Here is a 25158-nt window from a genome sequence, read left to right as displayed (position 1 = left end):
GTTTATCCCAATTCGATCCGCTACTATCCGCGTCATGAATTCGGTCTACCTCTGGACCTGTGGCCGTACGGTGAACACCCTACAATCAATAATGATTTATCGACGGCCACCTACCCCCCTTAGTGATTAATCCTCTTTCTTCAAATGCAGGTGCAGCAATGCCGGTTTGAGCAATTGTTCTGCCTGTTGTGTGGCATCATCAGCCAGCTCACAATTCCACTCCGGCCATACCCGGTAGATATAAGCATTGTTTCCTTCACCTTCGAACATGTAACCGCCGTTAAAGGCTTCTGCCATCTTCGCTTTTGCTTTATCCAGAATATCAGCATCATCGCACCAGTTACCCTGCTTATCCTGGCAAGCCTGCAAACCGGCAAGTGCGGTGCGGGGGAAATATGCCAGCGGCCGGGTCAGTCCCTGATAGTACGCCTGCATTAATACTGCCAACTGTTCACGGGCATATTCAGCATTGACCGGTTCCAGCCAGTAGTGACCGTCAATGCCAATCAAATGAGTGTCTTTCGATTCGGCGACCAGAGCCAGACACAAATGTTCGATCCAGCCCTGCAGAATATCCTGTGCCCTGACCTTGCCCGGACGATAACGAACCAGCCCACTCCGGCTGTGATACTTGAGCCAGCCCTGAAATTGCACAGACCGTCCTTCAATCTCAATTAACTGGTCAACTTCAACATCTGGCAGTGAGTCGGCCAGCAGACCGGCTACTTTGTCAGCCAGACTTTCAATCTGTCCCCGCTCATCCATCAGCTCCAGCTCACCAAACTCAGCCAGCGGCAGGCCACCCGCAGCCTGCTGATATTCGGCAAAGCGCTCAAATACGGCGTCTTTATTGCTTTCACCCTGAAGGTGGCTATCAAGGAAAGTCGTCAGCAAATCACTGCGAAGCTGATAACGGCTCAGACCATCAAGAACAAACGGCTCGTCATCTTCGACTGCGCCAGCTGCCGATTCAAAGAACACTTTCAGGCGGCGGTTAAAGAAATACTGCACAGGCAGACGCCAGAAGCGAGACAGTTCGGCCAGCTCCAGCACTGGCATGCCGGTGCTGTCTTCAGGCTCGGCAATAAGTGGCTGCTCCTGAAATTCAGGCGTTGCAATCAACTCTCGACTGGCTGCGGGCAACCATTCTGCGGCATAACTCGGTGCAGCTCCCAGAAAGGCTTCCGGACTGAACGGCACCAATGGGTGGACATGTAGCATGGCTTTCGCCAGGCGCTCGGCCGACTGATCGGCAGGCAGAGCTTCATCCCCTTCAAGACAGTATCCCTGCTGGCAGTATTCCAGCAGCTCGCTAACCAGTACCGACGGCATTTTTTCACTGTTGTCCTGAATAGAGCGTCCGACATAACTGATGTACAACGTTTCCTGAGCTGACTGCAGTGCCTCAAGGAACAGGTAGCGGTCGTCATCACGGCGGGAGCGGTCACCATAACGGGTTCGTCCGGTCATCAGATCAAAGCCTTCCGGCGGAATAGAGCGCGGATAGATACCGTCATTCATCCCCAGCAGGCACACTACCTTGAACGGGATCGAACGCATTGGCATCAGGGTACAAAAGTTTACCTGACCGGCAAGGAAACGCTGACTGACCCGTTCACCCGATAATTTGCTGTTGAGGTAATCACGCAGCACTTTCGGCGTGATCTCATCCTGATAACCGGCATCTTTCAGCTGCTGCTCAAGTTGCTGCAGCTTGTCGCGGATCATCCGCAATACCATCTCGCCGTCAGTATCGACGGCAAAGAAATCATCCAACAGCTGGTTAAGTACTGAAATCCACTCCGCCACCGGCTGTGGCTTGGCAAGCAAAGTGCGGTAGTGCATCAGCATTTCGACAAATAAACCGAGCTGCCCGGCCAGCTCGGCATCCATACCCTGTACCTCATCATAGGCCAGCACCCCCTGATACAATCCGGCATCCTGCGGCATTGCGTAACCGAGCAGCATCCGCTGCAAACCAAACAGCCAGGTATTTTGTTGCTGGCGCGGCAGTTGGAATTCACTGGCTGTGCCATCATCCAACCCCCAGCGGATCCCGACTTCTTCAATCCAGCCTTTAACCCGTTCAAAACGCTCGCTGTCAAAACCGAACTTCGCCATCACCGCCGGTACTTCCAGCAACTCCAGCAGTTCAGAAGCCTGACAGCGGCTCTCCGGCAGTTCCAATAAACGCAGGAAGGCCAGCAGAACCGGATTTTCCTGGTCGGCACTGCGGTCAGAAATAGAGAAAGGAATGTAGCGCTCACCCGGCGCGTTACCGAACACCGCCTGAATATACGGGCTGTAGCTGTTGATATCGGCCACCATCACTACGATGTCTCGCGGCGACAGTTCCGGATTGTCAGCCATCATCGCCAGCAGCTTGTCATGCAACACCTCAACCTCTCGCATCGGCGAGTGGCAGGCGTGGACAGCCAGCGACTGGTCCTGCGGCGAGATCGCCAGCTTGTGGTGACTGGTTTCAGTCAACTCATCATTGACACGATCTTCAAGGTTAAGGATATCGGCTTGAATCGAATGCAACATGGAATCCGGTTCGATATCGACAAAAGCTTCGACATCATAGGCTTCCATCTCCGACAGCAGGTACAGGTTATCCCGCCCCAGCTTACCCAGTGACGCCAGCAAGGTATTACCGACTGCGTCTTCATGGGTATCATCAACCAGGTTGGCCTCGATATCTCCCTTCAGCGGAGAAACGACACCACCAAGCTCACTGTGATCGGCGCACCACTGCAACTGCTGACGCTGCTTGGCTGCAAGGCGGGCGAGATATTTACGATCCCGCACTTCCCCCCAGTAATGGCGACAAGGGTTAGTAAACATCAAGTGGACATCGATATGCTTACCCAACGCAGCAAGGGCATCGAGATAGCGCGGCGGCAGAGCAGAAATACCGAATACGAACAGGCGCTTTGGCAGGCCTTCCGGTAGCGGAGAACCGCTTTGCAGGTAACTTTCCAGGGTCTCTATAAAGTTATCGTACAAGTTAGCCCTGTGGTACGGCGACTGGTCGAGAGCCAGAGTCTGATCATATAGCGCCTGCCACAGCAACGGCTGCCAAGGGTGATCCTCCACCAGCTCAGGATCGACCTGATCTGACTCCCAGGACTGAATCCACTCCGGGCGGTACACTAAATACTGGTCAAAGATATCTGCAATCTTTTCTGCCAGCTGGTAGCTCTTTTGCTGCTGGTCGTCCTCACTCAGATAGCGGGCCAGCGGCTCAAATTCAGGCTTATCCAGCTGTTGCGGCAACACCTGCATCAACTTCCAGGTCATCGCTTCTTTATTGAATGCACTTCGCTCCGGCACATCGCTGAGCACCTTGGTGAACATGTTCCAGATGAAGGTAGCCGGTAGCGGGAATTCAATATTGGCGGCAATACCAAGGGACTTCGCCAGCTCCAGCTTCAGCCATTGCGACATGCCCGGACTCTGTACCAGGATTTGCTCCTGCTCGAACGGGTTATCCAGCGGCTCGCGACGGATAAGTTCAACCAAAAGGGATTTCAGCAGATCGAGCTGATTTGAGTGATAGACAGTAAACACGCAGATATCTCACGAAAAGAGAAAATTACAACGATTGTCTACCAATAGGCTACTGGCTGCAAACGAAAAAAGCCCGGGCTGCTACATCAGCAACAGCCCGGGCTATAACAGGATTTTCAGTAACTCAGGCTTGCTGTGGCAGAGGTCTGAACATTTGGCTGACCGGGCGGTAATAAGCCAGATAACGCAGCGCGACATACCCGACAACCAAGGTGGCAATAAACAGTTCGGCTTTTGCCAGCATGAACACCTGATCGACATAATGGCTTTCCAGTCCCATCCCCGCCATCCAAGTTGCAGCTTTGAACAGAGCTGTCGCGCTAATCACCATTGGGAATGTGAAGGCCGCATAGCCCGGACTGAAAGGCAGCCGCAACAGGCGATAAAATGCTAAGTAAATAACAAAAGTCATCAATACCGCGATACCGGCCAGCAGGCCAATCACCAGTGGAGACGGCTCGACAGACACTGTCAGATAGCCAGCCAGCGACAGTGAGGCCGGTGCCGCCATAATGGCAATGGTTGGTTTGGCGGCATCTGGTATTTCATGACAGAAAATCAGACGGTAAACCATCAACGGCAGCAGGACAGCATAGGCAACCATACCGAAATACAGCAGACCTTCTGCCAGTTGGTGCAACTCTCCTCCCGGGAAAGAGACATCGGCAACAATAATACCGATAGGCGGTACAAACCAGCTTGGCACCATATGATGCAATTCAAACTCACTAACTCGGTGGTATGCAAACAACAGTAAGAAAACCAAATGCAAAGCCACCGCGGCCAACCAAAGTGCCTGACCGGTTAAAGGGAAATATTGTCCGACAGCTTTCGACACCACCATCAGTGCCATCGCAAACGTCGGCGCCACACTGCCCACCACCGGATGAGTTAAATCATCCCAAAGCAGCTTCGGGTGACAGATAAACTTCACCAACAACACCATCAGCAGCAGTGAGGCAATTGCCGCTCCTGTCAGCTGACCGTAACCGTTGAGATCAGCGGCGTTCTCCCAGCACCAGCCAAGGCTGGCAATCCCAAGGGCGAGTCCTGCCATCGGGGTTGGCGCTCCTGCGACTTTTTTCCTGGTTGCCCGGATCATGAATCCCACTCCAAATACTTAGCCTGAGGTATTCAAGGCTTTAACTGAACACAGAAATAGTCTATCCAAATTGAACTGTTTAGAATACTTGAATATATTTAAACCAACTTTAAGCATCACTTAACATGGAAGCACCATGAACATTGCCCTTAAACAGCTCAAGGTCTTTGTCACTGTCGCCCAGGAGCGTACTATCACCGCTGCAGCAGACAAACTGTTTCTCTCCAAGCCCGCGGTAAGCATGGCGCTGTCTGAACTGGAAAAGCACCTCGGACACAAACTTTTCGACCGCAACAACAATCGTTTGATCATTAACGAGCAAGGCAAACGGCTGCTTCCTCTGGCCGATGAACTATTAGCCCGCAGCCATGCCATTGAGCAGTTGTTTGATCAGACAGGGCCGGTTACCGGCAAGCTCAAGATCGGTTCCAGTGATACCGTCGGCAACCAGATCACCCCTTTCTTGCTAAGAGACTTCAGGGCCACCTGCGAACACAGAGATCAGACTCTGTTTATTTCAAATACCGCACAGATCTGCCACATGCTGAGCGAATTTGAACTGGATGTCGGTTTAGTCGAAGGGAAGGTACAGCAAGCCGATTTGGAGATCCTGCCCTGGCTGAGTGATGACATGGTCGTAGCCTGCCACCCAGAACATCCGCTGACAAAAATACACCATCTGTCTTTGGCTGATTTGGAAGGGTCAGAGTGGATCCTGCGCGAGCCGGGCTCAGGTACCCGTGAATACTTCCTGAACCGGATAGCGCCGCGCCTGGAAAAATGGCATCAGGCATTTGAGCTGAATACAACCGAAGCCATTATTAACTGTGCTGCAGCCGGGCTGGGTATTACCTGCCTGTCGCGCCTGGCCGTGGAACATGCAGTGCACGACAACAGGCTGGTTATCCTGGAGCTTCCGCTTGATATGCAACGCCAGTACTGGTTGCTCTATCACAAAGAAAAATACCAGAGCCCGCTGCTAAGGTTGTTTCTTCAGTTTTGCCATAACTGGCAGCTGAGCGATAAGTAATCCCAGTAAAATAAATAACTTAAATTCGGTTATCGCCGCAGCTAAAGGCAATGATCTGGCTGATCTGACAAAGCGGACGGCCGGATTCCTGTTGCCAGTCACTAAAAGCCGATTGGGCAGCCTGAAGTGATCGCTGGGTGTCCCGCCCGCCATCAATAATGCCGGTATTGCGAAGATACGACTCAACATCCTGACTGAGGATAAATGTATCTTTGCCCATCACCCTTAATGTATACGGGCCGGTATTGCCGCCAAGTCGCTTGCCATGCTTTTTCAGGTGGCGCCAAAGGCCGACAATATCGTCACCCGGCCAGTCAGCCACCATTGCTGCAAAGGAGCCATGCTCAACAGCCGCTTCATGGATCATCTGGGCATTGGCCGGAATCGTCATCACTTTACCAAGATGGCGGATGATAGTCGGATCGGTTGCTTTGCGCTCCCACATCTCAGTTGGCATCAACAACATCTTCTCGATATCGAAATCAAAGAAAACCTGCTCAAAACCGGGCCACTTATTGCGGACGACTTTCCAGCTCATTCCGGACTGAAACACTTTCTGACTGAACGCCGCCAACCAGCGATGATCCGGAATTGCCCGGAGTTGTTCTGCGTTTAACGGGGTTGCCAGTAAACTTTCCAATCCGGCTTCACCGCCTTTCCTTTCGGCGGCGCGAGCATAAATATGAGTAAATTTTTCCCGTACCATCACATTAACACGCTTATTTCTGGACATTGACCTTTATGCTACTGTATAAACAGCCAGTAAATCAATTTCGGAGAGGGTGACCATGGCTGTTATCGTCAAATATGTGGTTGAGCGCAACGGAGAAGAAAAGATGACTTTCACCTCTAAGTCCGAAGCCGACGCATACGACAAAATGCTGGATATGGCTGAAGAGATGTTCACTTTACTAAGCGAGAGTGAACTGTTCGAAGATGAAGCCAAGCAAGAAGAACTGTCTTTGTTCCTTGCCCAGAAACGTGAAGAAGTACTAATCGCACTGGGTGCCAAGAAAAAAGCGGCCCCAAAAAAGAAAGCAGCTAAACCTGAAGTTGTTGCCGAGCAACCAAAGGAAGATGCGGCTTAATCTTTAGCGCTGATGACTTCATCATGAATAAACCTCCGTTCCGGAGGTTTTTTTATGCGCCCATTTCCACCGCTTCCATGCAAATTCAATAACAAAGGAAATAATCTCACCATTTTCCACTGATTCTCTGCCGCCCCCTTCAATATCGTGCCAAGTGTCATTATGATGGTTCAATCTTGTTATCGAGCTATCGTATAAAGCTGCCTGCCTTGCAGCGCAGTGCTCAACACTTTTGATATGGAGACCTACCGATAATGGCCAGCTTTTCACTTGCCCTTGGTACAGCAACTAAAAACCGTGACGGTAAAATCATTGAAGCTTTCTTCCCGACTCCGGTTCTGAATCCATCTGACGAACTGGTTGCAGCCATTGCCGCTGTGGTTAACTACAAAGAAGGAAACCAAGCGATTGAAGTCGCTCCGGCTCAGTGCGCAGAGCTGGCTGAAGCATTCAAAGCAGCAGGCGATGAGCAGAGTGCAGTATTTGCGACTAAAGCGTCACAATCCACTCAACCGCTTGTAATCGTTATTCTAGCAACCGACGAGAAGCCAGCTTCTGTTGCTGAAGGCTTCCTGAAACTTCAGCTTATCTCTCACCGCCTGGTTAAGCCGCACGGTGTGGTACTTGATGGTATCTTCGGCCTGCTACACAACATCGCATGGACCAGCCACGGCCCAATCGATTTGCCGGAGCTGGCTGAACGCCAGATGGAAGCTCGCCTGAACGGTGAAGTTCTAACTGTCGACTGTGTTGATAAATTCCCTAAAATGGTCGATTACGTGGTTCCGGCCGGCGTTCGTATTGCTGATACTTCCCGTGTTCGCCTTGGCGCGCATGTGGGTGAAGGCACAACCGTTATGCACGAAGGCTTCATTAACTTCAACGCAGGTACAACTGGCGTGAGCATGGTTGAAGGCCGTATTTCTGCAGGCGTTGTAGTTGGCAACGGTTCAGACATCGGTGGTGGTGCATCTATCATGGGCACACTATCTGGCGGCGGTAAAGTGGTGGTTTCTATCGGTGAAAACAGCCTGCTGGGTGCTAACGCGGGTCTTGGCTTCCCTATGGGCGACCGCTGTACTATCGAATCAGGCCTGTACGTAACAGCCGGCTCTAAAGTACGTATGCTGGATGCCGACGGCAAAGAAGTTGAGTTTGTTAAAGCTCGCGATCTTGCCGGCAAACCGGATCTGCTGTTCCGCCGCAACTCAATGACCGGCCAGATTGAATGTCTGACCAACAAGTCAGCAGTTGAACTGAACAGCGAACTGCACAGCAACAACTAAATCATTGCTGAATTTTGCGTTTAAACCGTACGCAATAAAAACAGGCTGCCTTGGCAGCCTGTTTTTTGATATCAATATCTTAGTGACTAATAACCCCGATCAATCAGCCCATAGCTACCCTGACCGTTATTACATTCATCAGGATACCCCGGATTGACCACGGTACTGACTTGCTTCTTACCGCTACAGTATTCAAAGCGCCCTTTCATGTACCCGGCACGATATTTCTCGTATTCGGTCTCTGTCATCGCGCCCTGCTTGTTCAAACGCTCCTGATCCCATTCCCGGTAGCCCTGTGCACCATGGTAAGCACCGAGCTGTTCCCACTCCTGCTGTTGCGACAATTGCGCTTCATACTGGCTGACGCAGGCCGTCAGGACGAGCACCGCCGCCAGGCTAATCAATCTCAGCATGATTCCGTCCTCTGTGTATTGCCTAAGTATGGCTTACAGAAGACTACAGTTCAGATTACTTGGTAATAATGTAGGTAAACGGATTAGAAAAAGAGAACTTGCTGCCGGAAGTGGTCACTTTCCCCTGCTTCATCGCAACCAGTACTTCTTTCTGCACCCGGATCAGCGAAAAGAAACGAATGACAATAAAGACCATAAACACAGGCATGATAATTTGAGCCATCGGAGCCGACTGTAGAACCAGATCATTAGTCAGCCACACAGCCAGCATAGCCAACATCGCATAGAGAGAATGCGGCTTTAAGGTAATCTGTACCTTGTCATCAGATTCCTTACGTTCAAAGAAAATATTCATGTTGATATCCCATCAATACTTCAGATAACGCTAACGGTCTCATAACTGCTTACCCGCAGGCAAGAAAGCGTTACACATTTTAAATTTTGGCAGCAATTACGCCCCCTGCAAGCAAGAAAAATGGCAGCCGAAGCCGCCCTTTCTGTCACCATACACAGATTTATAAGAGCCAACATAGGCAAAAAAATACACTACATATACAAGGTCTTGCTTTGTTCTGCCTTCGGTTTGAGCATGATGCTTTCCGTCACTAATTTCCCGGCGGCGACAACTTGAATCTCGTGCTCACCGGGAACAAGATAGGTTTTTATCGAACCGGTACTGTACACATTACCGGTCATCCCGGCTAATTCACCATCAATGAAGACCTTTACCCCCGACACTGGCTGTTGCTCATTATCCAACACATTCAGCACCAAGGCTCCCAGGCTCTGTTTGGTTCTCACCTGTTCACGCTTGAGTTTAAGTCGGCATTCTGATTTATGGCTGTCACCAAGATTAATCGTTATGTTGCAACTGGCAAAAGGCGTGAGATTAAAGCCATCGGACGCTTCACTAACTTTATGAAACGCCAAATAAGCATCAACTTTATCCACCCCCTGAGTTTCAAACAGCTCCCTGGCTTTATAGAGGCCGCCATCATAACGTACCGTTAGTACTCGTTCCTGCACTGGCATGTTCTCTCGGGCAAGGCGGACAATTAATGCTAAGTCCTGCGCAGAGCCAACTTCATCCACCACTTCATCAGGAATGGTAAAGGTAAATGTCCCCTGATCCTTGAGCTCGGTAAGCGTGACGTTTGCTTTCGCGTTAACACCGCCTATCGCGACCTTAGTACACTTATCCCTTGCAAATCTAACTCTTCTGTCGGCCTTACCAACCATCATATCAGCATCATAAAGGTGCAACTGAAGCCGATGGTAGCCAGGCTCTAGGTTAAGACGAAACTGAGCCGCTTCCGTCGCATGATTAAGGGTAAATACCTGTTCAGGTTCACCGTTAACTGACAGGCCTAATTGCGGCTCAGCCAGAGCAGAAAGCTCTTCTAAAGAGAACGCAATTTTGAGTACAGGTAGCGACCGGACATCATCAATGTTGATCTTGGTTTCGCCCAAACTCGGATAGAGCACAAAATCAAGTTCACTCAACGAATCTTCAGATACTTCCTTTCCGGCTATATTAGCGACGAATTGCTGGTCATTACCATCAAGGGTAAGCACCAAATCCATATCATAACAACCAGGCTCTATTGGAAGTGTCTGTTGAGAAACCACCTTTCCGTCTGCCTGTTGAGTCACAACCCAATCGAAGCGCTGTTCTTCTCCGGTCTGGGTATTGGTCACTTTAAGCCGACCATGATACTGACGCTCTAAACCGTCTTGATCGCCTAACTTAACCATTTCTCCCATCGCAGCCTGTGAATATTTCAATGCTGACTGAAATAAATCAGACCCCAAACTCTGTAAATACGTCGCTGCAAACTCTGTATTCACAGTTACCAAATTATTATCCTTCGGGCTATTTTCAACCGTACCGCTTCCTTCGCCACAGCCAACCATAAATAAACCAAGTAGGGTACTTAGTAATTGTTTTTTAGTCTTATGCATAGTTATTCTCAGCCCTAAGATAAATAACAATGTGCAACAACACACACAAAACAAAAGTACGCGAATTTAACACAAACCAGCTAAAAACAAAAAGTTGTGATGAGAATAAAAGCCTTTTCCTGCTACTTTTTTGGTCATAAATCGATTATCCCAGACCCGGAAATCAGAGATTGGTTACATTACATTCGATTTTGATTTTTTATAGAAAAGAGCCAAATGCACAGCTATGCACTTTCTGCTAAACAGACATAGGCAGAAAACAGAACACAGGGTCAAACGGGACTCATCCGACCGAAGGGAGGACAAAGATAACAAATGCAAAAAAGCCTCAGCATTTCTGCTGAGGCTTCTTAATAAGTGGCGGAGCGGACGGGACTCGAACCCGCGACCCCCGGCGTGACAGGCCGGTATTCTAACCAACTGAACTACCGCTCCACTCAGGATTAACGTTCGTTCACAACGCTAACCTAAATTGGAAGCCTGGCGATGTCCTACTCTCACATGGGGAGGCCCCACACTACCATCGGCGCTATTACGTTTCACTACTGAGTTCGGCATGGGATCAGGTGGGTCCATAATGCTATGGTCGCCAAGCAAAATTCTTACAATCTTGAAAACTGACTATGTTCTCGCACTACATTCAAGTGCTCATGGAGTCCTATAAAACCCCTTGGGTGTTGTATGGTTAAGCCTCACGGGCAATTAGTACAGGTTAGCTCAACGCCTCACAGCGCTTACACACCCTGCCTATCAACGTTCTAGTCTTGAACAGCCCTTCAGGATACTTAAAGTATCAGGGATGACTCATCTTGAGGCTCGCTTCCCGCTTAGATGCTTTCAGCGGTTATCGATTCCGAACTTAGCTACCGGGCAATGCGTCTGGCGACACAACCCGAACACCAGCGGTTCGTCCACTCCGGTCCTCTCGTACTAGGAGCAGCCCCTCTCAATCATCCAGCGCCCACGGCAGATAGGGACCGAACTGTCTCACGACGTTCTAAACCCAGCTCGCGTACCACTTTAAATGGCGAACAGCCATACCCTTGGGACCGACTTCAGCCCCAGGATGTGATGAGCCGACATCGAGGTGCCAAACACCGCCGTCGATATGAACTCTTGGGCGGTATCAGCCTGTTATCCCCGGAGTACCTTTTATCCGTTGAGCGATGGCCCTTCCATTCAGAACCACCGGATCACTATGACCTGCTTTCGCACCTGCTCGAACCGTCATTCTCGCAGTCAAGCGGGCTTATGCCATTGCACTAACCTCACGATGTCCGACCGTGATTAGCCCACCTTCGTGCTCCTCCGTTACGCTTTGGGAGGAGACCGCCCCAGTCAAACTACCCACCAGGCACTGTCCTCACCCCGGATAACGGGGCCAAGTTAGAACATCAACACTACAAGGGTGGTATTTCAAGGACGGCTCCACAGATACTGGCGTACCTGCTTCGAAGCCTCCCACCTATCCTACACATGTAGGGTCAATGTTCAGTGCCAAGCTGTAGTAAAGGTTCACGGGGTCTTTCCGTCTAGCCGCGGGGACGCAGCATCTTCACTGCGATTTCAATTTCACTGAGTCTCGGGTGGAGACAGCGTGGCCATCATTACGCCATTCGTGCAGGTCGGAACTTACCCGACAAGGAATTTCGCTACCTTAGGACCGTTATAGTTACGGCCGCCGTTTACCGGGGCTTCGATCAAGAGCTTCGACCTAAGTCTAACCCCATCAATTAACCTTCCGGCACCGGGCAGGCGTCACACCGTATACGTCATCTTTCGATTTTGCACAGTGCTGTGTTTTTAATAAACAGTTGCAGCCACCTGGTATCTGCGACTGCCGGCAGCTCCAAGAGCAAGTCTCTTCACCGCCAGCAGCGTACCTTCTCCCGAAGTTACGGTACCATTTTGCCTAGTTCCTTCACCCGAGTTCTCTCAAGCGCCTTGGTATTCTCTACCTGATCACCTGTGTCGGTTTGGGGTACGATTCCTTACTATCTGAAGCTTAGAGGCTTTTCCCGGAAGCATGGCATCAATAACTTCACTGCCGTAGCAGCTCGACATCGGGTCTCAGCCTGATGTATTCCCGGATTTGCCTAAGAATACAGCCTACACCCTTGAACCAGGACAACCGTCGCCTGGCCCACCTAGCCTTCTCCGTCCCCCCATCGCAATAGTAAGAAGTACGGGAATATTAACCCGTTTCCCATCGACTACGCCTTTCGGCCTCGCCTTAGGGGTCGACTCACCCTGCCCCGATTAACGTTGGACAGGAACCCTTGATCTTCCGGCGAGGAGGTTTTTCACCCCCTTTATCGTTACTCATGTCAGCATTCGCACTTCTGATACGTCCAGCAAGCCTTACGACTCACCTTCAACCGCTTACAGAACGCTCCCCTACCCAATACGCCAATGCGCATTGCCGCAGCTTCGGTGTATAGCTTAGCCCCGTTAAATCTTCCGCGCAGGCCGACTCGACCAGTGAGCTATTACGCTTTCTTTAAATGATGGCTGCTTCTAAGCCAACATCCTGGCTGTCTGAGCCTTCCCACATCGTTTCCCACTTAGCTATAACTTTGGGACCTTAGCTGGCGGTCTGGGTTGTTTCCCTCTCCACGACGGACGTTAGCACCCGCCGTGTGTCTCCCGGATAGTACTTACTGGTATTCGGAGTTTGCAAAGGGTTGGTAAGTCGGGATGACCCCCTAGCCTTAACAGTGCTCTACCCCCAGTAGTATTCGTCCGAGGCGCTACCTAAATAGCTTTCGGGGAGAACCAGCTATCTCCAGGTTTGATTGGCCTTTCACCCCTAGCCACAAGTCATCCGCTAATTTTTCAACATTAGTCGGTTCGGTCCTCCAGTAAGTGTTACCTCACCTTCAACCTGCCCATGGCTAGATCACCTGGTTTCGGGTCTAATCCCAGCAACTGCACGCCCAGTTAAGACTCGGTTTCCCTACGGCTCCCCTATTCGGTTAACCTTGCTACTGAAATTAAGTCGCTGACCCATTATACAAAAGGTACGCAGTCACCCCGAAGGGCTCCTACTGCTTGTACGTACACGGTTTCAGGTTCTATTTCACTCCCCTCACAGGGGTTCTTTTCGCCTTTCCCTCACGGTACTGGTTCACTATCGGTCAGTCAGGAGTATTTAGCCTTGGAGGATGGTCCCCCCATGTTCAGACAGGATATCACGTGTCCCGTCCTACTCGATTTCACTCATTATGCGCCGTCGGCTACGGGGCTGTCACCCTGTATCGCCAAGCTTTCCAGCTTGTTCACCTGACGCAAGACTAGCTTAAGGGCTAATCCGGTTTCGCTCGCCGCTACTGCCGGAATCTCGGTTGATTTCTGTTCCTCGGGGTACTTAGATGTTTCAGTTCCCCCGGTTCGCCTCACTAGGCTATGTATTCACCTAGTGATACTTGCTTATGCAAGTGGGTTTCCCCATTCGGAAATCCGAGAGTATAGTGATTCTTACCATCTCCTCTCGGCTTATCGCAGGTTAGCACGTCCTTCATCGCCTCTGACTGCCAAGGCATCCACCGTGTACGCTTAGTCACTTAACCATACAACCCCAAGAGGTTTCGTATGGCAAACAACCAAGGTTTTTCCATCTGAGTAAATGATGGAATAGTTTTGCCGGACTCTTACACAAGACACTTGAATGTGTATTGCTTGAGAACTCGTTTGTCTTTCGACAAACAATAATTCAATTATGAATTACTAGTCAGCTTTCCAGATTGTTAAAGAGCATAACGCAAAAGCGTTAATCAATAACTGACGTTATTCATTAGCACTCTTGCCGTTCTTTCACATATTAACCAAGCAATCTGTGTGGACACTGCATCAAACAAGCAGTCTATCGTTAAGGAGGTGATCCAGCCCCAGGTTCCCCTAGGGCTACCTTGTTACGACTTCACCCCAGTCATGAACCACACCGTGGTAAACGCCCTCCCGAAGGTTAAGCTATCTACTTCTGGTGCAGCCCACTCCCATGGTGTGACGGGCGGTGTGTACAAGGCCCGGGAACGTATTCACCGTGGCATTCTGATCCACGATTACTAGCGATTCCGACTTCATGGAGTCGAGTTGCAGACTCCAATCCGGACTACGACATACTTTCTGGGATTCGCTCACCATCGCTGGTTGGCCGCCCTCTGTATATGCCATTGTAGCACGTGTGTAGCCCTACTCGTAAGGGCCATGATGACTTGACGTCGTCCCCACCTTCCTCCGGTTTATCACCGGCAGTCTCCCTGGAGTTCCCACCCGAAGTGCTGGCAAACAAGGATAAGGGTTGCGCTCGTTGCGGGACTTAACCCAACATTTCACAACACGAGCTGACGACAGCCATGCAGCACCTGTCTCACGGTTCCCGAAGGCACTCCTCTATCTCTAAAGGATTCCGTGGATGTCAAGAGTAGGTAAGGTTCTTCGCGTTGCATCGAATTAAACCACATGCTCCACCGCTTGTGCGGGCCCCCGTCAATTCATTTGAGTTTTAATCTTGCGACCGTACTCCCCAGGCGGTCTACTTAACGCGTTAGCTCCGAAAGCCAGAACTCAAGATCCCAACCTCCAAGTAGACATCGTTTACGGCGTGGACTACCAGGGTATCTAATCCTGTTTGCTCCCCACGCTTTCGCATCTGAGCGTCAGTCTTTGTCCAGGGGGCCGCCTTCGCCACCGGTATTCCTTCAGATCTCTACGCATTTCACCGCTACACCTGAAATTCTACCCCCCTCTACAAGACTCTAGCCTGCCAGTTCAAAATGCTGTTCCGAGGTTAAGCCCCGGGCTTTCACATCTTGCTTAACAGACCGCCTGCATGCGCTTTACGCCCAGTAATTCCGATTAACGCTCGCACCCTCCGTATTACCGCGGCTGCTGGCACGGAGTTAGCCGGTGCTTCTTCTGCAGCTAACGTCAAAGATGCACGCTGTTAACGTACACCCCTTCCTCACTGCTGAAAGTGCTTTACAACCCGAAGGCCTTCTTCACACACGCGGCATGGCTGCATCAGGGTTTCCCCCATTGTGCAATATTCCCCACTGCTGCCTCCCGTAGGAGTCTGGACCGTGTCTCAGTTCCAGTGTGGCTGATCATCCTCTCAGACCAGCTAGGGATCGTCGCCTTGGTGAGCCGTTACCCCACCAACCAGCTAATCCCACCTGGGCTAATCCTGACGCGAGAGGCCCGAAGGTCCCCCTCTTTGCTCCGAAGAGATTATGCGGTATTAGCTATCGTTTCCAATAGTTATCCCCCACATCAGGGCATATTCCCAGGCATTACTCACCCGTCCGCCGCTCGCCGCCCATGATGTCCACCGAAGCTTCTATCATGTCGCTGCCGCTCGACTTGCATGTGTTAGGCCTGCCGCCAGCGTTCAATCTGAGCCATGATCAAACTCTTCAATTCAAGTTTTGGCTCAATGAATACTGATTGTTCCAACCGAAGTTGAAACGAATTGACTGTGCCAAATAATAAGTAAACTTAGTATTTGTATTGGTCACTCAGTTCATTGATAAATCTTTTTGACTAATCATTTCACGAGTGCCCACACAGATTGCATGGTCAAATTGTTAAAGAACAATACTGACTCAGTAGCGACATTCGCTGTCGTATTCCGTGTCAGTGGGGTCGCATTATAGAGACTTCGATCACGTTGGCAAGCGGTATTTCTAAAAAAAATCGCAAAACCCCACCAACCGAACAAAACTCGAACAACACAAGCTGATTATGGGCAAATTCACTACAGCAGCACCATTTTACGCACGAGCCTGCTGCTCAATTCGGTATTTCAATTCTTGAGGTAATGATAGTGATGCTGCCAATTGTTCGAGATAGGCTTTCTCAAGGAAATGGTCGACATCAATAGCCAACAGAGAAGCAAGGTAAACTTCCGATGCCTGTTCAAGATTGTCCACCTGCGTTGAGATAACTTGTGGATCCAATGGTTCATCGATCCAGCGTGCGATCAAGGTTTCGACATCCTGTCCCAGTTGCTGCTGAGCCAAAGCTTCCTTGATGGCTTGTTTTTCTTGCTCATCAATATGACCGTCAGCTTTTGACGCAAAAACCATAGCCTTTATCAGCAGCATTGGATCTGACTGGGTCGAATAGGCATTTTCTAACGACTCAAACTCTTCTCGCTGATATTGTCCATTGTACCCCGCACTTCCTTCATAATCCTGTCGCCAATTCTTATAAGCTTGATATGCCAGCGTCCCGACAACAGCAGCGCCACCGACAACCGCTGCTTTCTTGCCGTATTTTTTAACCAGTTTGCGACTCTTCTTATTTCCTAGCAATGCTCCAATAACACCTCCCGAAGCCATTCCTTTCAGCAAGTCGGTTTTACCGGATAAAGCTGACTGAGATTGAGTGCTGCTATTAACATATTTTCCGGCCTGGGAAAGCAGTTGTTCCATTAAGCTATTCATTATCCCTCCTCACACAAAGCTTGATCGCTCTTTCTGCATTACGAGTCTACGAATGTTCCGAACGCAGATATAAGCTTCTATGTGCAGCAGGTTAACGCTTCAAAAATGAATTGAAGATGAATGCCGCGTAAAGCTGAGTAAAGAAACAAAAACGCCAGCGGTTAATCGCTGGCGTTTTACTTCATTTTATTTCAACCGTTAGTGGTTATTACTGCTGAGCTACAATCTGCTCATTTTCTGCCAGCAGCTTAATCGGCTTACCAGTAGTGAATTTACCGGACAGAATATCCTGAGCCAGCGGGTTCTCGATATAATGCTGAATCGCCCTTTTCAGCGGACGGGCACCATAAACCGGATCAAAGCCAGCCTGAGAAATCAGCTCCAGCGCACTTTCTTGCAGTTCAAGCTGATAATCTTTTTCTTCCAGGCGTTTCACCAAGCGCATGATCTGAATATTGGCAATATTCTTAATATGCTCTTGTCCCAGAGGGTGGAAGACTACAGTCTCATCAACCCGATTGATAAATTCTGGTCGGAAATGTTGGCCCACAACTTCCATCACCGTATGCTTGATACCGTCATAATCCAGTTCACCGAAGTGTTCCTGAATTCGATCCGACCCCAGGTTAGACGTCATGATGATCACGCTGTTACGGAAATCTACCGTTCTGCCTTGGCCATCAGTCAAACGACCGTCATCCAGCACCTGAAGCAAAATGTTAAACACATCCGGATGGGCTTTTTCCACCTCATCCAGCAGGATCACAGAGTAAGGTCGACGACGAACCGCTTCTGTCAGGTAACCACCTTCTTCATAACCGACGTAACCCGGAGGCGCACCGACCAAACGGGCAACCGAATGTTTCTCCATAAATTCAGACATATCTATCCGAACCATGGCATCTTCACTGTCGAACATGAAGTTCGCCAATGACTTACACAGTTCTGTTTTACCAACTCCGGTTGGCCCCAAGAACAAGAACGAACCAATCGGACGGTTTGGATCCGATAATCCGGCACGGCTGCGGCGAATCGCATTAGCAACGGCATCAACAGCTTCATCCTGACCGATCACCCGTTTATGAAGCGCTTCTTCCATGTGTAGCAATTTTTCACGCTCGCCTTCGAGCATTTTGGCAACCGGGATCCCTGTCTGGCGGGAAAGAACTTCGGCAATTTCGGCATCAGTTACTTTGTTCTTAAGCAGGCTCATTTCCTGCATTTCAGCCTGGGCTGCCAAATCCAGCTGTTTTTCCAGCTCAGGGATTTTACCGTATTGCAGCTCCGACATACGGTTTAGATCACCGGCTCGGCGGGCAATTTCCATATCAGTGCGCGCCTGCTCGAGTTCTGTCTTGATATGCTGCGTACCGGAAAGTGCGGCTTTTTCGGCATTCCACACTTCTTCTAATTCCGCATATTCGCGTTCTTTTTTATCCAGCTCTTCGGACAGATCCTTCAGTCGTTTGTGGCTGGCATCATCGATCTCTTTAACCAGTGCCTGCTGTTCAATCTTCAGCTGAATGATCCGACGTTCAAGGCGATCCAGCGATTCCGGTTTAGAATCAATCTGCATCCTGATGCTTGATGCTGCTTCATCGATCAAATCAATGGCTTTATCCGGTAACTGGCGATCGGAGATATAACGATGAGACAAGCTGGCCGCAGCGACAATCGCCGGGTCAGTGATTTCAACATGGTGATGCAGCTCATAACGCTCTTTCAGTCCTCGCAAAATTGCCACAGTATCTTCAACCGTCGGCTCTTCCACCAGCACTTTCTGGAAACGACGCTCAAGGGCGGCATCTTTTTCTATATATTGGCGATATTCATCCAGAGTGGTTGCACCGACACAATGCAATTCCCCGCGCGCCAATGCCGGCTTGAGCATGTTACCAGCATCCATAGAACCTTCGCCTTTACCGGCACCGACCATGGTGTGCAGCTCATCAATGAACAGGATGATATTGCCTTCTTCCTGTGACAGCTCATTCAGTACTGCCTTCAGGCGCTCTTCAAATTCACCACGGTATTTCGCACCGGCGATCAGCGCCCCCATGTCCAGGGAAAGCACACGTTTATGGCGCAGTCCTTCCGGCACTTCACCATTCACAATTCGCTGCGCAAGGCCTTCGACGATCGCTGTCTTACCCACCCCGGGCTCACCGATAATGACCGGGTTATTTTTAGTGCGGCGCTGCAGCACCTGGATTGTACGGCGGATTTCATCGTCCCGGCCGATCACAGGATCCAACTTGCCCTGCTCTGCCCGTTCAGTCAGATCAATGGTGAACTTCTTCAATGCCTGGCGGTTTTCTTCCGCATTAGGATCATCAACATTCTGGCCGCCACGGACCTGTTCAATCGCTTTCTCTACTTTTTCAGCAGTCAGACCTTTGTCTTTCAGCAACTGACCAAGCGGACCTTTATCCTCGATAGCCGCCAGAATAAATAATTCAGATGAGATATATTTGTCTTTGCGCTTTTGAGCCAACTTGTCGCAAATATTCAGCAACATCCCCATCCCATGGGACAACTGAACATCACCACCAATACCGGTCACCTTCGGCTGGCGATCCAGAATCTCAGACAAGCCTGAACGCAACTGGGAAACATCGATATTCAACATCGTCAACAACGGACGAATCGTGCTGCCATCCTGATTGAGCAAAGCCACCATCAGGTGAGCAGGTTCGATATACTGATGGTCTCGCCCTAAAGCCAGCGATTGTGCATCAGATATCGCCATTTGGAATTTGCTGGTAAAACGGTCAAGACGCATAAGGCCTCCCTACATCATCATTTCTCTCGTTAGATATGGTGGCTCAAGAAGCTGATTTCAACCAATTAACGTCGAGTTATTGCTGCCTTTGCTACTCCCTTATTTTTCAGCACACTCCTGATATACAGCTGCAAACTATTTGATCACCGGATATTTCAATGACGCTCGTCGCAGCAAATAAAAGCAGTTCTTCATTACCAGAATAAAAGCTGAATACTGCCACCAAGGTTCTGACATCACATATAGTGGAGGGAGTAAATAAATGAGCAAAACAAAATCCTGGATGATTCCGATACTGGCCGGTTGCTTAGGACTGTTGGCACAGCCAGGGTGGGCGATGGGGTGTGATCCTGCTGCCGGGGCTAATTTCAACCTAGTTTATGTGGAAAACTATGCAGAAGGTGCCAGTGCAGGCCAGATAGTGAAGCAAAAAGTGGAATATTTGCGGGGCGTTATGTCGAACTCAGCGTTTGAAGCCGTCCAGCCCATTCAATCGAGTGTGTCTATGTACGATGAGAGTGAAGCAGAAAAGAGCCTGGTCATTACATTAAGCGGCCAATACTCAGGCTCTTTTGATGCAATGACCCAGCTAATCAACAGCAAGGGGTATATCTCTGTTGATGTCTCACAATGCAATTAAGCGTATTACATTGTTCTTAATTCTTACGGATGATTAACGGTCAGCCAACCAAATAAGGCTGGCCTGGCGACCGGTTACTCCATCACGACGATAGGAATAGAATCGCTCTGCATCACTGTAAGTACACAGATTGCCGCCATAAACATCCTTAACACCGAATGCCTGCAAACGCAGGCGGGCCAACAGGGGTAAATCCGCTAACCATTTATCACCATGAGGCTGAAATGCCTGGCTGGCGCTCGGAGAAGCAGCGATAAACTGATCACGAACCTCACTACCGACTTCAAATGCAGAGGGGCCAATGGCCGGACCGAGCCAAGCAATAATGCGATCCGCCGGTACCGTAAATTTTGCCAGGGCAGCTTCAATCACCCCGTCAGCCAAACCTCGCCAACCAGCATGAACAGCCGCCACCTGAGTGCCAGCCTTATCACAAAGCAAAACCGGCAAACAATCGGCCGTCATCACTACACAGGCAAGATTGGTATTCTGGGTATAACTGCCGTCAGCATCCGGCACCTCGGACAAAGGCGACAACAAACGAACCACCCTGTTACTGTGAATCTGATTCAACCAAACCGGCGCTGTCGCCAGACCGATCTGCTGTTGCAGCAAGGTACGGTTCTGTTGTACCAACTCAGCATCATCCCCGACATGCATTCCCAGGTTCATCGCCTGGTAAGGCGTTTGACTGACGCCGCCCTGTCGCGTGGTTGAAAACGCTTTAACATGTTCAGCTACAGGCCAGTCAGGGATGATAAGCATATTAGTACTCGTCCTCGTGATGCTCTTCTTTGTCTTTACGAAGAATATTGATCATCGCCACCATATCAACTGGCAACGGCGCATGCCATTCCATCAACTCACCAGTGATCGGGTGCTCCAGACGCAGCATACGCGCATGAAGAGCCTGGCGATCAAAAGCACGCAGTGCCTGGATCAGCTCATCGGATGCATTGCGCGGCGGACGCGGGCGACCACCGTAAGTTGCATCACCCACTAGCGGATGGGTCAGGTATGACATATGAACACGGATCTGGTGTGTACGACCGGTTTCAAGGCGCAACACAATACGGGTGTGCTCACGGAAGTGTTCTGCCACACGGTAGTGAGTGACCGCAGGTTTACCCAATTCATGTACCGCCATACAGGTACGCTTGGTCGCATGACGGCCGATTGGTTTCTCAACCACACCGCCACCGGTCATTTTACCCATAGCGATCGCTTCATACTCACGGGTGATCTTGCGTTTTTGCAGGGCGCGAACCAGGCGAGTCTGTGCCTGAATGGTTTTAGCCACTACCATCAGACCCGTGGTGTCCTTATCCAGACGGTGAACGATACCGGCACGCGGTACTTCAGCCAATTCAGGACAATGATGCAACAAAGCGTTCAGAACTGTGCCGTCAGGTGTACCGGCACCTGGGTGAACCACAAAGTCACGCGGCTTGTTGATCACCAGGATGTGTTCATCTTCATAGACGATATCCAGCGGGATATCCTGGGCAACCCAGCGAACTTCGTCTTCAATTTCGGCCGTAACCTGGAGCGCTTCACCGCCCATCATTTTGGTACGTGGTTTTTTGACAGTTTCACCATCAACGGAAACCATGCCATTTAAAATCCACTCTTTAATACGAGAGCGGGAGTAATCCGGGTATAATTCAGCGATAACCTGATCCAATCTCAGGCCTAACTGACTATCTTTTACGGTATTTGTTAACTCTATCTGCTGTGCCATAGCGAACTTTTTCAAAAAGCGTGGGACTAAATGCCAAACGCTGCGTAAAATAACATATCAGTGTCATTGTATCTGTTAACGGCTCCGACCGTAATGGATCCACAGAAATAAAATTTTTTATCAAGGAAACAGACGCCGCAATGAAACGCCTGACAATCACGACTTTTCTTGCCGTTGCCATTCTTTCAGGCTGTTCAAGTACTGAAGAAGTAGTACCAGATGTCCCGCCATCGGAGTTGTATGCCACCGCGCAACAAGCCTTACAGAGTGGGAGCTGGGTGACGGCAATCGAACAGCTGGAAACTCTGGACTCACGCTACCCGTTTGGTGCTTACTCAGAGCAGGTACAGCTTGACCTGATTTATGCGTACTACAAAAACGATGATCTGGCTCTCGGCGAAGCAACTATCGACCGCTTCAACCGCCTGAATCCGGCGCATGAAAAAGCAGACTGGGTACTGTATATGCGTGGCCTGACCCACATGGCGCAGGATCGCAGCTTTATGCATGATCTGTTCAACATTGACCGCTTTGATCGAGATCCGGAACCTGCTCGTCAGGCTTTCCGTGACTTTAAACGCCTGCTGGAACGTTACCCGAACAGCCACTACGCAGCTGATGCCAAAGCGCGCATGACCTTCCTGAAAAACCGTCTGGCTGACTATGAGCTGGCCGCGGCTGATTTCTACATTCGTCGTGAGGCCTGGGTTGCAGCAATTAACCGCACCCAGGTGATCCAGCGTAATTATCCAGATACCCAGGCTGCCCGTCAGTCTCTTGAGCTGATGGAAATTGCTTACGAAAAACTGGGGCTTCAGGAACCGTTAGAACATACGAGAAAGCTTATCGCCCTGAACCCGCAATAACCTGCGACAAGTTCGGCAAAAACAAAAACAGCAGCCATATGGCTGCTGTTTTTTTATTCATTCTTTTTTGTCGTCATTTTTTACTGATAAATGACTCATACCAGAATCAGTAATGAATTTTTAAACGAACAAAATTCACCCAACCCTTTGTTATAGCTCGAATAAAGCCCCTGAACAGCACCAGCCGTCAGCGTTCTTTATTCCTCCATACTGCCCTAATTAAATCCGGTTCGACAAGCATTTTATTCAAACTTTTTTGCAACAAACCAAGACCGATCACAGAATTTTTCTGGACTTTCCCACATGACTGCAAACGTGATTGCCATCACATTATTAGCCCCTGATTTTAGTAATCTGAAGTCAACCCAACGAAGGGTAGCAAAAGAGGAAAGATAATTATGACAGTAAACATCGCCGGTAAAAATCTTGAAATCACCCCTGCTATCCGTGAGCGCATTGAGTTTAAATTCAAGAAGTTAGAAAAGTATCAAGTCCAGCTAATTAATAAGCACGCAGTCATCAGCACAGAACCAAACAGACAATTTAAAGTCGAGGCATCTGCAACAATCCCAGGAGGTCAGCTTGTAGCCTCAGCAGAACACGATGACATGTATGGTGCAATTACCGAGGTATATCAGAAGCTGGAACGACAACTGAATAAGCAGACTCACAAACCATCGGCGCGCCGTGCCAGCCACTGCGACAAACCAGAGCTTCCTGAAGAAGCCGAAGCATAATTAGAAAAATAATAAAGAGGATTTCCAAACAGCCCTGCCCTTGCAGGGCTGTTTACATTCTGCTTGACAAGATTCGGCCCTCTGCATAATGTTGAATCACATTCACTACAAAATAATCAGTTAGCAAACATGCAATCAATCAACCTGTTTTTCTTTAGCTTCTTTTTTCTGTCACCTTAACGGGGGCTTTTCGTTACGCAAGAAATAAGCTAAAGACGAACAGAAGGCCTCCTCAACCAGGAGGCCTTTTTTGTATCGGTTGCAGGTTTCAGACAGACAGGGATAAACAATGACAGACACGCCATATTCACTGGACGACATCAGACAGAATGTCAGCCGCATCGACAACGAAATCATCAAGCTGCTGGCTGAACGCCGCAAACTGAGCCTTGAAGTGGCTAAAAGTAAAATCCAGACCGCCAAGCCGGTGCGAGACCAAGCAAGAGAGCATGACCTTCTGCTCAGGCTGATTGAAGCCGGCGAAGCGGAACAGCTGGATGCACAATATGTTACTCAGATCTTTCACACCATCATTGAAGACTCGGTTCTCTATCAGCAGGCTTATTTACAGAAGCGGGCCAATCCGGACAGCCTGCAACCTGTCGCCAGAGTCTCTTTCCTTGGTGCCAAAGGTTCCTACTCCAACCTGGCCAGCCGCAGTTATTTCAGTAAGAAGCAAACCAAACTGGTAGAAATGAGCTGCTCAACTTTCCGCGATGTTATCAGTATGGTTGAAACCGGCAATGCTGATTACGGTGTACTTCCGATAGAGAACACCAGTTCCGGCTCCATCAACGAAGTCTATGATCTATTGCAGCACACCAGCCTGTCTATTGTCGGGGAAATATCCCAGCCAATTGAGCACTGCCTGCTAACTGCCGTCGACACAGGTATTGACCAAATCGATACCCTGTACTCACACCCGCAACCCCACCAACAGTGCAGTGAATACCTACATTCCCTGGGAAACATTACCCAGGAATACTGCTCAAGCACCGCCGAAGCAATGAAGAAAGTCGCGGAACTGAAGCTGCCTAATGTAGCCGCTATCGGTAACGCCTCCAGTGGCGAACTCTACGGCCTTAGCCCGCTCAAAACCAATATTGCCAACCAGCCGGAGAACGTCACCCGCTTTATTGTGGTTGCCCGTAAGGCCGTTGATGTAACTTCACTGATCCCGGCCAAAACCACACTAATTATGTCAACGCCGCAAAAAGCTGGCTCACTGGTTGAATGCCTGTTAGTGCTGCGTAACCTCAACATCAACATGACCAAGCTGGAATCACGCCCGGTTATTGGTAACCCGTGGGAAGAAATGTTCTACGTCGATGTCGAGGAAAACCTGAAATCACCGGTGATGCAAGAAGCACTGGAAGAGCTAACCCGAGTGACTCGCTTTATTAAAGTGCTGGGCTGCTACCCGAGTGAAAACGTCAAACCGACAGAAGTAGAAATAGAAGAATAAATATAGCGGATTCGAGGCTCGAGCAAT

The 25158-nt window shown here is 49.7% G+C and carries 17 protein-coding genes, 1 tRNA gene, 3 rRNA genes and 1 other annotated feature; of the genes, 7 read left to right on the top strand and 14 right to left on the bottom strand.

Annotated elements, in window-relative coordinates; genetic code table 11:
- Positions 1–126 precede the first annotated feature (126 nt).
- Positions 127–3573 (bottom strand): exodeoxyribonuclease V subunit gamma, encoded by a 3447-nt coding sequence (gene recC, locus AACQ93_RS03295; RefSeq protein ID WP_064602154.1) that lies wholly within the window; start codon positions 3571–3573, stop codon positions 127–129.
- A gap of 124 nt (positions 3574–3697) precedes the next feature.
- Positions 3698–4675, bottom strand: a complete 978-nt coding sequence (locus AACQ93_RS03290; RefSeq protein WP_064602151.1) for a TDT family transporter — start codon at positions 4673–4675, stop codon at positions 3698–3700.
- Positions 4676–4811: 136 nt separating this feature from the next.
- Here AACQ93_RS03290 and AACQ93_RS03285 point away from each other — a divergent pair, with 136 nt between their 5' ends.
- The gene (locus tag AACQ93_RS03285; protein WP_064602149.1) at positions 4812–5705 is read left to right on the top strand and encodes a LysR family transcriptional regulator; all 894 of its coding nucleotides are present in this window, start codon (positions 4812–4814) and stop codon (positions 5703–5705) included.
- A 19-nt stretch (positions 5706–5724) separates the two neighbouring features.
- Here AACQ93_RS03285 and AACQ93_RS03280 read toward each other — a convergent pair whose 3' ends face one another.
- Positions 5725–6411 (bottom strand): DNA-3-methyladenine glycosylase I, encoded by a 687-nt coding sequence (locus tag AACQ93_RS03280; protein WP_064606465.1) that lies wholly within the window; start codon positions 6409–6411, stop codon positions 5725–5727.
- Between the two features lie 82 nt (positions 6412–6493).
- Between AACQ93_RS03280 and AACQ93_RS03275 the strand changes: the two genes are divergently transcribed.
- Together AACQ93_RS03275 and dapD are read left to right on the top strand one after the other, a co-directional pair.
- Complete coding sequence (locus AACQ93_RS03275; protein ID WP_007470929.1) at positions 6494–6793, top strand: YebG family protein; 300 nt, start codon at positions 6494–6496, stop codon at positions 6791–6793.
- 254 nt (positions 6794–7047) lie between these two features.
- Positions 7048–8079 (top strand): 2,3,4,5-tetrahydropyridine-2,6-dicarboxylate N-succinyltransferase, encoded by a 1032-nt coding sequence (gene dapD, locus AACQ93_RS03270; protein WP_064602146.1) that lies wholly within the window; start codon positions 7048–7050, stop codon positions 8077–8079.
- Between the two features lie 86 nt (positions 8080–8165).
- Here dapD and AACQ93_RS03265 read toward each other — a convergent pair whose 3' ends face one another.
- From AACQ93_RS03265 to clpB, 9 genes are all read right to left on the bottom strand, one after another.
- The gene (locus AACQ93_RS03265; RefSeq protein WP_064602143.1) at positions 8166–8492 is read right to left on the bottom strand and encodes a DUF2799 domain-containing protein; all 327 of its coding nucleotides are present in this window, start codon (positions 8490–8492) and stop codon (positions 8166–8168) included.
- A 55-nt stretch (positions 8493–8547) separates the two neighbouring features.
- Positions 8548–8847, bottom strand: coding sequence for a hypothetical protein (locus AACQ93_RS03260; RefSeq protein ID WP_007470935.1), 300 nt, complete (start codon positions 8845–8847; stop codon positions 8548–8550).
- A 191-nt stretch (positions 8848–9038) separates the two neighbouring features.
- Entirely contained in the window at positions 9039–10454 is a 1416-nt protein-coding gene (locus tag AACQ93_RS03255; protein WP_064602141.1) for a hypothetical protein, read from the bottom strand.
- 358 nt (positions 10455–10812) lie between these two features.
- Positions 10813–10889: transfer RNA gene (locus AACQ93_RS03250), tRNA-Asp, on the bottom strand.
- A 43-nt stretch (positions 10890–10932) separates the two neighbouring features.
- A 5S ribosomal RNA gene (gene rrf / locus AACQ93_RS03245) occupies positions 10933–11048 on the bottom strand.
- Between the two features lie 87 nt (positions 11049–11135).
- Positions 11136–14023: ribosomal RNA gene (locus AACQ93_RS03240) — 23S ribosomal RNA — on the bottom strand.
- A gap of 300 nt (positions 14024–14323) precedes the next feature.
- A 16S ribosomal RNA gene (locus AACQ93_RS03235) occupies positions 14324–15875 on the bottom strand.
- The 16S, 23S and 5S rRNA genes sit together here with 1 tRNA gene alongside, the layout of an rRNA operon.
- Positions 15876–16225: 350 nt before the next feature.
- A complete protein-coding gene (locus AACQ93_RS03230) occupies positions 16226–16900 on the bottom strand; it encodes a tellurite resistance TerB family protein (protein WP_064602140.1) in 675 nt (224 codons plus the stop codon).
- A 208-nt stretch (positions 16901–17108) separates the two neighbouring features.
- Complete coding sequence (gene clpB / locus AACQ93_RS03225; RefSeq protein WP_064602136.1) at positions 17109–19682, bottom strand: ATP-dependent chaperone ClpB; 2574 nt, start codon at positions 19680–19682, stop codon at positions 17109–17111.
- A gap of 262 nt (positions 19683–19944) precedes the next feature.
- Here clpB and AACQ93_RS03220 point away from each other — a divergent pair, with 262 nt between their 5' ends.
- On the top strand, positions 19945–20322 hold the full coding sequence (locus tag AACQ93_RS03220) for a hypothetical protein (RefSeq protein WP_007466431.1): 378 nt from the start codon (positions 19945–19947) through the stop codon (positions 20320–20322).
- Positions 20323–20355: 33 nt separating this feature from the next.
- Here the strand turns inward: AACQ93_RS03220 and pgeF are convergent, their stop codons facing one another.
- Both pgeF and rluD read right to left on the bottom strand, forming a co-directional pair.
- Entirely contained in the window at positions 20356–21087 is a 732-nt protein-coding gene (pgeF, locus tag AACQ93_RS03215) for a peptidoglycan editing factor PgeF (RefSeq protein WP_064602134.1), read from the bottom strand.
- Between the two features lies 1 nt (position 21088).
- Positions 21089–22063, bottom strand: coding sequence for a 23S rRNA pseudouridine(1911/1915/1917) synthase RluD (gene rluD, locus AACQ93_RS03210; RefSeq protein WP_064602131.1), 975 nt, complete (start codon positions 22061–22063; stop codon positions 21089–21091).
- A 140-nt stretch (positions 22064–22203) separates the two neighbouring features.
- Between rluD and bamD the strand changes: the two genes are divergently transcribed.
- From bamD to pheA, 3 genes are all read left to right on the top strand, one after another.
- A complete protein-coding gene (bamD, locus tag AACQ93_RS03205; protein ID WP_007466428.1) occupies positions 22204–22929 on the top strand; it encodes an outer membrane protein assembly factor BamD in 726 nt (241 codons plus the stop codon).
- A 398-nt stretch (positions 22930–23327) separates the two neighbouring features.
- Positions 23328–23666 (top strand): ribosome hibernation-promoting factor, HPF/YfiA family, encoded by a 339-nt coding sequence (gene hpf, locus AACQ93_RS03200; RefSeq protein WP_007466427.1) that lies wholly within the window; start codon positions 23328–23330, stop codon positions 23664–23666.
- Positions 23667–23797: 131 nt separating this feature from the next.
- Positions 23798–23920 (top strand) — a sequence feature (Phe leader region).
- Between the two features lie 35 nt (positions 23921–23955).
- Complete coding sequence (pheA, locus tag AACQ93_RS03195; RefSeq protein WP_064602128.1) at positions 23956–25131, top strand: prephenate dehydratase; 1176 nt, start codon at positions 23956–23958, stop codon at positions 25129–25131.
- The last annotated feature ends 27 nt before the right edge of the window (positions 25132–25158 follow it).

This window comes from Photobacterium sp. J15, from assembly GCF_963870815.1.
GTDB classification, from domain to species: Bacteria; Pseudomonadota; Gammaproteobacteria; order Enterobacterales; family Vibrionaceae; genus Photobacterium; species Photobacterium marinum.
The sequence above is the reverse complement of the archived record's forward strand: the minus strand, read 5'-3'. Positions and strand labels throughout refer to the sequence as shown.